Genomic DNA, 12,917 nt, shown 5'->3' with positions numbered 1-12,917 from the left:
AAAGGAGACCTCTATGAGTAACGACTATGAATCTGTGAAGGCCAAGGGGACACCCTACGACGCTATGATTCGCCAAGAAGCGGACCGCAATGAAATCCCCTACGAGTTCATGCACAAGCTCATTTACAACGAGTCGAGCTTCAACACCACTGCCAAATCCCCCACAGGCCCCTTGGGTCTCGGGCAGTTCACAGAGCTGACCGGCAAGGCTTACGGGCTGATGACCCCTCAAGACCGCTTGGACCCACAGAAGGCAGTTCCCGCGATTGCCCGTCACCTCAAGGACCTCAAAGGCGCCTATCAAGGCGACTTACTGAAGGCCGCATTGGCATACAACCAAGGCCAGGGCCGTTTGGGTTCCCCTCAGTTGGCTGCGCTGGATCAAGGTGACTTCACCAAGATCAGTCCCGAGGGTCAGAACTACATGCGCAAGCTTTTGGATGTGTCCGGTGACTCGCCGTCCCGTCAATGGTTCGATGCTCAAGGGGTGACCGATCCCGGTATCAACCCAAAGGCCCGAGCCGTCAGCTTTGAGGATGCTACTCGGGGTGTGACGGCAGGCTCTAAGGTCCGTGTGGGTGAGGACCTCCCTCAGTTGGGCAACATGAATCTGGAAGGTGGCACAGCTCCTCAGACTCAACAGGACTTCATCACCCTTGAGAACCACATTGGGAAGCCCGAAAAGGGCACCTTCGAGGGGACAGGCGATGCCACAGCGGCCTCCCTGGCTACCTCCCCGATTGCCTCGTTGTTCCGGTACGCAACACAGGAAGACCATGACCCTCTGGACTGGGTGAACCCAAGCGACAACTCTCAGTGGACTGCTGACGATTACGACATGATCCGCAAGGAAGGCGTTGACCCTCAATACTTCAGCTTTGTGCAGGACTATGCCAAGGGCAAACGGGCAAACCTTCCGAACGCCATTGCGATGGCAAAGGAGAACATGGCGTATGAGCAGCGTATTGGGAACGCGGGGACAGGCGCTCAGATCGTCGGTGGCTTTGCGGGTGCGGGTCTGGACCCTTTGACCTACACGCCTATTCCAGGGGCAACTGGTGCCCGTCTCATCTCTCGGGTGGCTCAAGGTGCGATGTACTCGGGTGCCGCTGCGGTGGCCTCTGAGGGGCTGCGTGAAAACATCACGGGCATTGAGGGCCACTACGGGACCGCTCTTGTGGGTGGTGCTTTGTTTGGTGCGGGTGCCACAGCTCTGTTTGATAGAGCGCTGAGGCCAACACCCATCAATGCCCGTGCAGATATTCCAGACGCTGACCTTGAGTCGATCCTTGCGCGGCATGGTGAGTCCGGCTTACCAAATGAGCGCTTTGACCTACACCCTGATATGGAGCCTGACCTAAACGACTTCGCGGGTCCGAGCATTCGCTTGGAGGCCCGAGAGACAGCCCGTCAGTTGGGGCAGGAAGATCCTTCCCGTTTCCCATGGCTGGCCGGTGAGCAGCCTAAAGAAGCCTTTGGGGTGAACTACGTGGATCACCCAAGCGAGCCGGGGGCAGTGCGGCTACAAGACGGTTCTATTCTGTCAGCTAACAACCCGTTGAACCCCAAGACGCTTCAGGAGGCCGCTCAGTTCATGCCTGATGTCATTCCCGAGAGAGCCGCTATGGGGGCGCAGATGGCCGGCTTTACTGAGATTGGCTTGACGTTGCTGAGGGCCGAGAGTGATGAAGTGCGCGCCATTGGTGGGAACCTCTTCAGGTCTCCTACAGGGATGCAGTCGGGGTCTAACGGAAAGTTTGGGCCTGTCGCCTCAGACATCGTGGAGCGGGAGGCTGGCCGGGATCATATGACCATCAACAGGATGTCGGAACAGCTCGTGGAGGCCATCACGGACCCTCAGTACGCAATGACTGCTGGTGGCAGAAAGGCCTCTATGGGGACTGTGGACCGTCGCGTATCTGAGGCTATTGAAGACCCGACTGGTAAAAAGTGGTCACAGCTCAGTAAGAAAGAGCAGGAGTACGGGGAAACAGTACGGGGTCACTATGACCACAAGGCGGACATTGCGGAGTTCCCGCAACAGTTCGGCAATCCGAATGCTCGCTCTATTCTCCCCGAAACACGTCACGCCGGTTCCTATATTCCTAACGTTTATGACGCCGCTCTGAAAGCACTGCATGCACTTCGGTTTGGTGGTGTAGAGGGTTTACAGAAGGTGATTGCTAATAGCTGGTTGGTTTCATACAAGAGTCGGCCACACGTCAAGGCTCGGGTCGATAAGTTCCTCACCGATGCGGCGGCGCGAAGCGGTACGAAGCTCGAAGCGGGTCAACTGGAAGGGGCAGTCCAGAAGTACGCCAACGATAAAGCCTATGGTGTCGCACAGAGCGATGACCTTAATGCATCGAGCCTTCTGGTGGACTCACAGGGACTATCGTCAGCATCGGCTACGAACAACTTTCTTGAAGGGCGGCACTTGTTCGACTCTGATATGTCTATCACCTTGGCCGATGGTGCAACCTTTGCAGTGAACGACCTTCGTAGCTTTGACCTGATTCCTATCACCGCCAGCTACAACCGCCGTATGAATGGTGACGTTGGGATCATGGGGGCCACTGGGCGATCCACCGAAGAGCTTCTTCAAGACATCGCAAAGGTCACTACAGGCACCAAGGCCGAAAGGGCCGCACTGGGCGAGTCCGTAAAGATTCTCACGCAGCAAGCCCGAATGAGTCCCGAAGGCGCCCTTGCGACTGCTGGCAGGACTCTGATGGACCTGAGCTTCATGGCTAAGAACGCCTACATGGGCGTGCAGTCCATCACAGAGGTGGCCGGTATGGTCACGAAGGGCCACACCCACATGCTGCTTAAAGGCGTGCCGTTGCTCCGTGAGATGACCCAATGGGGCTCGAAGATCAGCGCTAAGGACCTCAAGGACATGCACTCAATGGTGTTCGGTCGTGAGCTGGATAACTCAATCCGTCCGAGTCGTATGGACATCGTGCAGCGCTTGCGGGATCAGGCAGGCACCAACCCCTTGCTTGCTCAGGCAGTGGGTACGGCTAAGTACGCCACACAGGAACTCTCGGCCTGGAGCCCATTCACCAAGTTCCTTACTGAGTCCTCGAATTACATTGCTGACGCAGGTCGTTCAGGGGTTCTCTCGGACTTGGTGGATCACGTATTGGCGGGCCGTAAGTCGAGCCTCTTTACACCTCAACGACTTCACGGGATGTCAATCAGCCCCGAGCAGTTCGCTGGCATCAAAGCCATGATTAAGAAGCACATGGTCGTGGACTCAAAGGGTCGCTACAAGATCAAGGATAAGGCTGCGCTTCAACGTGATCCGAACTCCATGTCCATGTGGCGCATGGGCGACAAGATCGCTAACGAAACCATCCTGAGACCCCACACGCTTTCCAACGCTGACACTGTGGCTCACGGTGCTGGTATGGGCATGGCGATGCAGTTCAAGAAGTTCGTACTGCGCTCTGTGAACTCTCGAATGATCCGTGGTTTCCATGAGGCTACAAAGAACGGCCGCGCGATTGATCAGACGATGCAAGCCGTAATCTCCACGGGCCTTGGCCTGTCTATGTACGTGGCAATGAAGTACAGCCAAGCAGCGGGCATGCCCAAGGACCAGCGCGAAGACTTCCTACAGAAATCTCTTGATCCCAAGATGTTGGCTTACGCGGCACTGTCCCGAAGTTCCCACATTGGTGCGCCTTTGGGCTTGGCTAACATCGTGGCTGCTCCCTTGGGGTTTGATCAGGCCGCAATGGTCCGTTCTTCGATCCTCCCACGGGGGCCTAAAGAGAAACGGGACACTGGCGCTATGAAGTATTCACCGCTGAAGTCTGACCAGATTACTGGCCTCCTTGGTCGGGTTGCCGAACAAGTCCCCTCAATGGGTACTGTGGGCAGCGCGTGGCAGGTTACGGATAGCGCCTTTGGTGCCCTTGGTACGGACTCGCGTAGAGCTGATCAGGAATACATGACAGGCGTCTTCAATGGCCTGCGTGGTCTCGTACCTAACGACCCGGTGTCACAGAAGCTCTTGCTGATGATGATGGAAGGCCAGGGCGTAGAGATTCGCTAAGTAAGCCACAGCAGTAGAAACCCTCACTATGAGCAGATGTCTTCATGAGTCTGCTTCCTTTCATCCCTATAGAAACTCCAAAGGAGGACTTAATGGCCGCTCCCAAGACAGTCCTAACGTATCCACTTAATGGTGCGCAAAAGGACTTTACAATTCCATTCGAGTATTTGGCTCGTAAGTTCATCGCCGTGACCCTTATTGGTAAAACACGGCAGACCCTTACGCTTAACTCCGACTATCGGTTTACTTCCCGTACCAATGTCACGACCACAAAGGCGTGGGGGCCTGGGGATCAATTCACAAGTATAGAGATTCGCCGGGTTACTTCGGCAACTGATCGCCTCGTTGACTTTGCCGATGGGTCGATTCTTCGGGCCTACGATTTGAACACCTCACAGGTTCAATCGCTGCACATTGCTGAAGAAGCCCGTGACCTGACGGCGGACACCATTGCGGTGAACAATGATGGTGATTTGGATGCCCGTGGCCGGCGCCTTGTTAACCTTGCGGATGCCGTGTTGGATGGTGACGCCGTTACCTTGCGGCAAGATAAAGCATGGGGAGCCTCGGCGTTGAACCAGGCGAACCGCTCAGAGCAGCAAGCTAACATTGCGACCCAGCAAGCTAACATTGCGAACTCTCAGGCGCGAACTGCGGTTGACGCGGCGGGAACATCCACGGTCATGGCTAATGAGTCGGCGCGGCATTCTGGTAACTCAAGCACATCGGCTGCACAGTCCAAGGAATCCGCTACCACTTCGATCGCCAACTCGAACCTTTCGAAGGCATGGGCTAACGCCGCTGAGGATGTTCTGGTGACCCCCGGCCTGTACTCGTCGCTGCATTACTCCAGAAAGTCCGCCAATAGCGCGGCTCAGGCGTATCAGGATGCAAACCGTTCAACAACTCAAGCTGATCGATCTAAGACCGAGGCTGACCGTGCGAAAGTTGAGGCTGACAAACTGGGTAACGCGAATGCTCTCATGGGCACTATCTTCGATGTCCAGGGTTACGCTGTACGCTTCCGGGGTACGCATCTTATCAAACAGGCGCTCTACATTCAGAGGCAGGGCACAGATGATATAAGTGACTTTGTTAGCTGGAGTTACGAGCCTAACGGTGCTGTTTATCAACGGAATCGTGTGGGGGTGCCGTTCACGAGTCTTGATCCAAGCGGTAACTTTGCTGTATCCGGTACCATCACCGCCAACTCTGGCTCGTTCTACTCTGCGTCTCCTGTAGACGCGGCAAACGCCCACTTCTGGTTGTCTGGTCCAACAGGTACACGTGGTGTTATCTATTCCGGTCCTGATAAGGCGATTCGTATTCGGGGCGGTGAAGGACCTTACCAGCTCGTTGTCGAGGGAAGCGGTAGAGTCTCGGGCATGACAATGGTTGCCTTGCCTGACGCAACTATTCCTGCAAACGCTGACATTCAGGCCTCATGGATGACTGGCGGCTCTTTAGCTCAAGCGCTGGGGCGCGTGACGCCGGGAACCCGTATTCGCAACGTGCCTACAGTTATATGGGAGCGCGGTGTGGACACTGCTGGCGGTACTGGAGACCAAGGCGCGCCGGGTTCTACGTTGTACCTGCGCGAGGCTCTGATGCCGGGAGACTTCTACATGTTCGAGATATACGGTGGTGCGAAGTTCTACTCCACGACAAACTGCATCCCTTATGGGGATTCACCAACTGAGGAACACAACGTGCAGTTCGATTCGGGCGGCGCAATGCTGTTCGTACTCACCGAGGCTGGGCGCAGGATCACTGTTCGATCTGGTAAGCCTAATAACCAGTACGGTATCCGCCGTGTGTTCCTGTTCAAACTACAGCTTGCCTAAAGGGGGGGACTTAATGATCGAACTAAATTTTAACGAGGGGGTGGTTCGCGCCACTCCTGTTGTAGCTGCGGCTGGTGCTGATGTAGCAAGCCGTTTTGCTGGTTTAACAATGTCCGACTGGTTCTATGCAGCGGCCATTATCTACTCGCTAACTCAATGCGCCGTCTTGGTCTACAAGACTGTGAAGGGGGTCCAAACAAAACAGGAGGGTTAATGTCGCAATCTATTCTTGAACAACTACTTGAGGCAATCGACACTGAGACCGGCAAGAATCTTTTGCGGGACCTACAGAAGCCTGAGCTACGAACCCCTCAGCTATACAACGCCATCGGCAAGTATCTCGACCGTCACAAGTTCACTATCGCTAAGTTGCAACCTGATGAGTCCCTACTGGGTGACTTGGCGTCTGCGCTTGCGGAAGTCCCTGAGTTGACCGACGAAGAACTTTACGGTCCAGCAACTCAACACTAAGGAGCCACAACCATGACAACCCTTACCAAGGTTCTCTTGGGGCTTCTGTGTGCCTGTCTGGTAGCTCTTGGGATTTACTTCAAGGGCTATCACGACTCTGACCAGAAACACCTTAAAGAGGACGCTGAGACAGCTTTAGTCTACAGGCAGAAACAGGAGGAAGAACGTGAACTATCTCAAAAGGCTTTGGCGGATATTTCTTTGCAATGGCAAGCGTACCTTAAAGACCAGTCGGCTTTGGCTGACGGGGTTATTGGTAGGTTGCGTAATGACGGTATCAGCCTGCGGGTCAAACTTGCCGATGCAACCGTGCGTTCAGTCACAAGTGCAGGTAGACCCGTCCCTGATGGTTACGCCGACTTATCAGAAGACACTTCTCGATTCCTTATCGAGCAAGCCCAGCGAGCAGACGCCCAAGTAACGGGGCTGCAAGGAGTAATTAAAGAACTGAAAGGAGAGCGCAATGCAACTAAATAAACAGGAGTTACGCCAACTGGTTCGTGAGGATCACCCGGACTTGGAGCAAGTCGAAGAAGGGGAGTGGACCCAGGACCATAAGTATCAGCAATGCGATTTCATCGTGAAGCATCTCGCAACAGGGAAGTTCTATTCGTTCTATGTCAGCCGTTCCGGCTCGTATCACACCGATTGGTATTACAGCTATGAAGATGAAGGCGCAGAACTCCATGAGGTTCAGAAAGTCACCGAGACGATTACCCGCGAAGTCTGGCAGGCCGTCTAATGGCCCGAACTGTTCGCACTGGCGAGCAGGACATAGCGTTAATGAAAAGGTCCTTTGTGGCCTTTTTGTTTGTCCTGTGGCGCGCTCTAAACCTCCCTAAGCCCACCAAGTGCCAGATTGATATGGCACGTACTCTCAGCGACGGAAAGCAACGACGGTTCATCCTGCAAGCCTTCCGGGGCATCGGTAAGTCCTTCATTACGTGCGCCTTTGTGGTCTGGAAGTTGTGGAATAACCCGCAGCTCAAGTTCCTCATCGTGTCGGCCTCGAAGGAACGCGCAGATGCCAACTCTATTTTCATCAAGAGAATCATCGGCCTCCTTCCGTTCCTTGCCGAGCTGAAGACTGGGGCGGGGCAGCGTGATAGCTCCCTGAGCTTCGACGTGGGACCCGCCAAGCCCGACCACTCGCCATCTGTGAAGTCTGTAGGTATCACCGGCCAACTGGCGGGGTCCCGTGCTGACATCCTGATCGCGGATGACGTTGAGGTCCCGAACAACTCAGCCACTCAGGTTGCCCGTGAGCATCTGGGCGAACTCGTTAAGGAATTCGATGCGATCCTGAAGCCGGGAGACGCCTCTACGATCATCTACCTGGGCACCCCCCAAACTGAGATGACTCTTTATCGTGAGCTGGAAAACCGTGGCTATGTGACCACCATCTGGCCTGCGAGATACCCGAAAGACCAGAAAGACCGTGAGAGCTACGGCCATCGTTTGGCACCAATGATTGCGAACGAGCTGGAAGCTGACGGGACCCTTTACTGGAAACCTACAGACCCTGTTCGATTCGATGACACTGACTTGCGTGAGCGTGAGCTGTCATACGGAAAGGGCGGCTTCGCTCTTCAGTTCATGCTTAACCCGAACCTGAGCGATGCCGAGAAGTACCCGCTGAAACTGCGTGACTTCATCGTGGGGCGCTTCAGCCTCGATACAGCCCCTACGACCTTGCAGTGGTTGCCGAACGGTAACAACGAAGCCAAGGGGCTCCCAAACGTGGGCCTTAAAGGGGATCGCTTCCACCGCTACGAGACTGTAGGCCAAGCGTCTGCACCGTACACCGCGAAGATACTTGTGATTGACCCAAGCGGGCGCGGTAAGGATGAGACTGGCTACGCAGTCCTCTACATGCTCAACGGCTATATCTTCCTGATGGACTGGGGTGGTTTCCGTGGTGGCTACGACGACAAGACCTTGCAGGCTCTCGCAGACATCGGCAAGCGCTTCAAGGTCAACGAGGTAGTCATTGAGGGCAACTTTGGTGATGGCATGTACGTGAAGCTGTTCACCCCTGTGATGACCCGGACGCACCGCTGTGCGGTCACTGAGGTCAAGTCAAAGGGTCAGAAAGAGCTACGCATCTGCGACGTTCTGGAGCCTGTGCTGGGCAGCCATAAGCTTGTGGTCTCCGAGGATGTCATTACGAGGGACTATGAGACCGCCTTGAACATCGACGGCACGACTGACATTAAGTACAGCGGCTTCTATCAGCTCTCAAGGATCACTAAGGACCGGGGATCACTGGCGCACGATGACCGCTTGGATGCCCTGGCGATTGGCGTTCAGTTCTTCACAGAGTCCATGGAGAAGGATTCCGAGGTTGGAGCCTCTGAGATGCTGGAAGAGTTCTTGATGCACCACATGGAAAACCCATTGGTAGGCTTCGAGGACCACCGTCAGATGATGCTGGGCGACGTGACGATGCAGTACGAAGAGGACGGCACGACCACCAATTACATGGGTTGGCGATGACTTTGAGGGGCCTTCGGGTCCCTTATTTTTCAGTTTGGTGCTGATTTGCCTGCTCTGTAGGCCACGGCCTGTAAGGGCCACAGAACCCCTCACTATTACCGGATGGGGGCCGTTCCTTATAGATACTTAAAGACCTTCTTTAAGATGCCTCAGAGACCTCCTGTGTGGGGTGGTGGTTATAACCACTTACCACCTTCTCTCTTTATACCAACCTCAAAGGAGGCCGAGCATGATCAAAATGACCACACGATGGCAGACCTTTGCGGCTGTCACTAAGACCCTGGCGACTCACCGGGCCACCTACAGATTCCTTGCGTTGCTCGTTGCCGCCCTTGGGTTCGCTTCTGGTGGTCCTTTAGTCGAGGCCTTTGGGAGCGCTGTATGTGTCTTGGTGGCCGGTGGGTGTGCTGAGTGAACGGACTTGGGGAGGTCTTTGAGAAAATAGCGAAATTTTGGGAGCGACCACCTCAATGCTTATATGACCCAAAGTTCCCCCCCGTGGGGCCTCTCGCGGCTGTGCATGCGTGGGTGAGCATTGGGTCCTTAACGCGGGTCTGTACGCCTCTGTAAGTTGGTCCTTCTGGACCCCTGAGTCTGCGCCAAGGCTGTACTAACTTGATCACATAAGGTATTGATTCTATTGGATTTACAAAGAGTTCTTGCAGTTCTGCATGAACTGACCCTTGAGGCCGTAGACGGCTGCGCCGACCTTGTAGGTCTTGCCGTCGGCGGCCAGGGCGATACTGCTGGCGAGCAGGGAGAGGGCCGCCACGGCGGCCAGGGTGGTACCAAGTTTCATGAGGGGAACTCCGTTATTGTTGTAGTAGGGTCGTTCTCTAGCGTTTTTTCTTGCGCCACACGTCAATCAGTACTGCAAACACGATGATCAGGCCCTTGGCGACCTGCTGGTAATAGGACGACACGCCGAGCAGGTTCAGCCCGTTGTTGATCACACCGATCAGCAGCGCGCCGAACAGCGTGCCGACAATGCTGCCGGTGCCGCCCGACAGGCTGGTGCCGCCGATGACCACGGCGGCAATCGCGTCCAGCTCGTAGGACGCCCCGGCCTGGGGCAGGGCGGAAGTGGTGCGCGCCGACAACACCACGCCGGCCAGCCCGGCGAGCAGGCCCGAGACCACGTACACCGAAAACATCACCTTGCGCACGCCGATGCCGGAGGTGCGCGCGCTCTTTTCATTGCCGCCCACCGCGTACACATAGCGGCCGTAGGTGGTGTAGCGCAGGACCATCCAGAAGATCAGCGCGACCACGGCAAAGATGATGATCGGGATGCCGATCGGGCCGATCTTGCCGATACCCAGCGCCAGGTACGCGTCGGGCAGGTCGGTGATCGGGCTGCCGTCGTTGAGGATGAAGGTCATGCCCCGCGCAATGCTGAGCATGCCGAGGGTGGCCACGAACGGCGGGATCGACAGGTTGGCGACCATGAAGCCATTCACCACGCCGAGCATCGCCCCGGCGAACATCCCGGCGCTCACCGCCGCCAGCAGGCCGTAACCCTGGGTCGCGACCATCGCGCTGCACAGGCCGGAAAACGCCAGGATCGAACCCACGGACAGGTCGATGCCCTTGGTCAGAATCACGTAGGTCATGCCCACGGCGAGGATGCCGTTGATGGAGGTCTGGCGCAGGATGTCCATCCAGTTGCGCCAGGTCATGAAGTATTCGCTGGAAAACGCCATCACCACGCACAGCAGGATAAACACCAGCGGCAGGCCGAAGCGGTCCAGGGACAAACGCAGGCGGTGACGCGGCGTGGCGGTGAGGGGGGAGGCAAGGGTTTTGGCGTTCATGAGGCAAGACTCAGCAAGGCTTCCTGGGAAAGGGCGGTGTCGGTGCTGATGGTCACCAGCCGGCCGCCTTTGAATACCGCGATGCGATCGCTCAAGTGCAGCAGTTCCGGCGCTTCCGACGACACCACGATGGCGGCGCCGCCGGCACGCACGAACTGGTCGAGCAGGTGGTAGATCTCCTGCTTGGCGCCTTCGTCGATGCCGCGAGTGGGCTCATCGCACAGCAGGCACACCGGTTCGGTCGACAGGCATTTGGCGAGCACGACTTTCTGCTGGTTGCCGCCGCTCATGGAGGCCACGGGCAGCTCCAGGGAGGTGGTCTTGATCTGCAGGCGCTTGACCATGTCCTGGGCCAATTGGGTTTCCTTGCGTGCATTGATCAACGACCAGCTCGACAGGCGCTTGTAGGCCGACAGCGCAATGTTCGACAGAATGCTGCTGCTCAGCACCAGGCCGCTGTCTTTGCGGTCTTCGGTGACCAACGACATACCGGCATCGATGGTCGCCTTGGGCAGCCCGATCGGCATGGGTTTGCCTTGCAGGGTGACGCTGCCGGAATCGGCCACCGTCAGCCCATAAATGCAATTGAGGAACTCACTGCGCCCCGAGCCCATCAGGCCATAGATGCCGAGGATCTCGCCCTGGCGCAGTTGCAGGCTGATGTCGTGGAACTCGCCTTTGCGGCTCAGGTTGTCGACCTGCAGGCAGGTGGCGGCGGCGCACTCGCGGCCGACCTTGTGGTCGATGCGCGTCAGTTCCTGGCCGACGATGCCGCGCACCAAATGGTCGCGGTCGATATCCGCCATGCGCCCGCTTTCCACGAAGGCGCCGTCGCGGAAGATGCTGTAGTCATCGGCGATCTGCGCCAGTTCGCTCAAGCGGTGCGACACATACACGATGCCGGCGCCACGGGCGGTGAGGCGGCGGATCGCCTTGAACAGGGTCTGCGCTTCGTGCTCGCCGATGGCCGAGGTGGGTTCGTCCATGATCATCACCTGGCAGTCATGGCTGAATGCCTTGGCGATTTCCACCAGTTGGATTTGCGCCACGCTGAGGCGATGCATCGGGCTGCTGGCGTCGACGTCGAACTCCAGGCTTTCGAGCAGCTCGCGGGTGCGCCGGTTCAGGGCCTTGTTGTCGACGATGCAGCCGGCGCGGCGCGGTTCGCGGCCCAGCCAGATATTTTCGGCGACGCTCATGTAGGGGATGGGTTCCAGCTCTTGGGTGATCATCGCGATCCCCGACGCCAGGGCTTCACTCGGGCGGTTGAACTGCACCGCTGCGCCGTTGAGCAGGATGGTACCGGCGTCACGCGCGGTGATGCCCATCAGGATGCTCAGAAACGTCGACTTGCCCGCGCCATTGCCGCCGCACAGCGCGTGGACGCTGCCAGCCCGCAGAGAGAGGCGCCCGTCACGCAGGGCAGGGATACCGGCGTAAGCCTTGGCGACGTGTTCAGCCTGGAGCAGTAATGGCGTGGCCATCGGCGTGTCCTCGTGCTGTGAATTCTTATTAGGTCGCACAGTCATGTTTCGCTGTGAGCATATGTGTATCAAATGAAATTCTGATCAGTCAATCTCTTTCATGTAAAAGCTGTGATTCTCATCTTTAGCCTCAATAACGCCTTTTTAGACGGCTTTGACTGCCGAGTCAGTTAAATCATGCTTGACAGAGGGGGGTGGTTGCCCGCGAAATACCTGAACGATATTTCACTGACTGATCATATGATCGGTCATAAGCACGACCTCGGCAGCGGAGCCAGACGCCATGAACACACCTTTCCCGGTGGCTATCGGATGCGATGAAGCGGGTTTTGAGCTCAAAGAGTTGTTAAAGCGCCATATCGAAGCGCTGGGTCACCCGGTGACCGACTTCGGCACCCATTCCACCGCGCCAGTGCTTTACCCGGATATCGCCCTGGCCGTGGCCAATGCCATCAATGCCGGGCAGCAGCGCCTGGGGGTACTGGTGTGCGGCACCGGGATCGGCATGGCCATCTCGGCGAACAAGGTGCTGGGGATTCGCGCGGCCCAGGCCCATGACACGTACTCGGCGGAGCGTGCGCGCAAGAGCAACGATGCGCAGATCCTGTCCATCGGCGCGCGGGTGATCGGCGCGGAGCTGGCCAAGAGCATCGTCACCGCGTTCCTCGCGTCAGAGTTCGAGGCGGCGCGTTCCGGGGCCAAGGTCGAGCGCATCAATGCGATTGAGCGCAATGGGCATCAGTAG

Annotated in this window: 11 protein-coding genes and 1 pseudogene; 9 read left to right on the top strand and 3 right to left on the bottom strand. The window is 56.9% G+C overall.

What is annotated here, in order from left to right:
* The first annotated feature begins 13 nt into the window (after positions 1-13).
* The 8 genes from ACP7CJ_RS12030 (at position 14) to ACP7CJ_RS11995 (ending at position 9,289) form a co-directional block, all read left to right on the top strand.
* Positions 14-4,063 carry a transglycosylase SLT domain-containing protein gene (locus tag ACP7CJ_RS12030; protein ID WP_426101488.1) on the top strand — a complete coding sequence of 1,350 codons (4,050 nt, stop codon included), beginning with the start codon at positions 14-16 and terminating at the stop codon, positions 4,061-4,063.
* Positions 4,064-4,107: 44 nt separating this feature from the next.
* A complete protein-coding gene (locus tag ACP7CJ_RS12025; RefSeq protein WP_426101490.1) occupies positions 4,108-5,907 on the top strand; it encodes a phage tail fiber protein in 1,800 nt (599 codons plus the stop codon).
* A 13-nt stretch (positions 5,908-5,920) separates the two neighbouring features.
* On the top strand, positions 5,921-6,121 hold the full coding sequence (locus ACP7CJ_RS12020) for a hypothetical protein (protein WP_426101492.1): 201 nt from the start codon (positions 5,921-5,923) through the stop codon (positions 6,119-6,121).
* The gene (locus tag ACP7CJ_RS12015; protein WP_276197693.1) at positions 6,121-6,378 is read left to right on the top strand and encodes a hypothetical protein; all 258 of its coding nucleotides are present in this window, start codon (positions 6,121-6,123) and stop codon (positions 6,376-6,378) included. The genes ACP7CJ_RS12020 and ACP7CJ_RS12015 overlap by 1 nt, the downstream gene beginning before the upstream one ends.
* 12 nt (positions 6,379-6,390) lie before the next feature.
* A complete protein-coding gene (locus ACP7CJ_RS12010) occupies positions 6,391-6,855 on the top strand; it encodes a hypothetical protein (protein ID WP_426101494.1) in 465 nt (154 codons plus the stop codon).
* On the top strand, positions 6,842-7,120 hold the full coding sequence (locus tag ACP7CJ_RS12005; RefSeq protein WP_426101496.1) for a hypothetical protein: 279 nt from the start codon (positions 6,842-6,844) through the stop codon (positions 7,118-7,120). Before ACP7CJ_RS12010 ends, ACP7CJ_RS12005 begins: the two co-directional genes overlap by 14 nt.
* Entirely contained in the window at positions 7,120-8,874 is a 1,755-nt protein-coding gene (gene terL, locus ACP7CJ_RS12000; protein WP_426244280.1) for a phage terminase large subunit, read from the top strand. The genes ACP7CJ_RS12005 and terL overlap by 1 nt, the downstream gene beginning before the upstream one ends.
* Before the next feature lie 229 nt (positions 8,875-9,103).
* On the top strand, positions 9,104-9,289 hold the full coding sequence (locus ACP7CJ_RS11995) for a gp19.5 family protein (protein WP_426244278.1): 186 nt from the start codon (positions 9,104-9,106) through the stop codon (positions 9,287-9,289).
* 249 nt (positions 9,290-9,538) lie between these two features.
* On the opposite strand, the pseudogene ACP7CJ_RS11990 reads toward ACP7CJ_RS11995, so the two are convergent.
* From ACP7CJ_RS11990 to ACP7CJ_RS11980, 3 genes and pseudogenes are all read right to left on the bottom strand, one after another.
* A pseudogene (locus ACP7CJ_RS11990) lies at positions 9,539-9,673 on the bottom strand (substrate-binding domain-containing protein); the annotation flags it as partial.
* 37 nt (positions 9,674-9,710) lie between these two features.
* Entirely contained in the window at positions 9,711-10,688 is a 978-nt protein-coding gene (locus tag ACP7CJ_RS11985) for an ABC transporter permease (RefSeq protein WP_426101500.1), read from the bottom strand.
* Positions 10,685-12,172, bottom strand: a complete 1,488-nt coding sequence (locus ACP7CJ_RS11980; RefSeq protein WP_321862890.1) for a sugar ABC transporter ATP-binding protein — start codon at positions 12,170-12,172, stop codon at positions 10,685-10,687. Before ACP7CJ_RS11980 ends, ACP7CJ_RS11985 begins: the two co-directional genes overlap by 4 nt.
* Positions 12,173-12,455: 283 nt before the next feature.
* Between ACP7CJ_RS11980 and rpiB the strand changes: the two genes are divergently transcribed.
* Entirely contained in the window at positions 12,456-12,917 is a 462-nt protein-coding gene (gene rpiB, locus ACP7CJ_RS11975; protein WP_426101502.1) for a ribose 5-phosphate isomerase B, read from the top strand.

It is taken from the genome of Pseudomonas sp. PSPC3-2 (assembly GCF_049897085.1).
Taxonomy (GTDB): Bacteria; Pseudomonadota; Gammaproteobacteria; order Pseudomonadales; family Pseudomonadaceae; genus Aquipseudomonas; species Aquipseudomonas paraveronii.
Note: the sequence above shows the minus strand (reverse complement) of the source record. Positions and strands in the feature narration are given on the sequence as shown.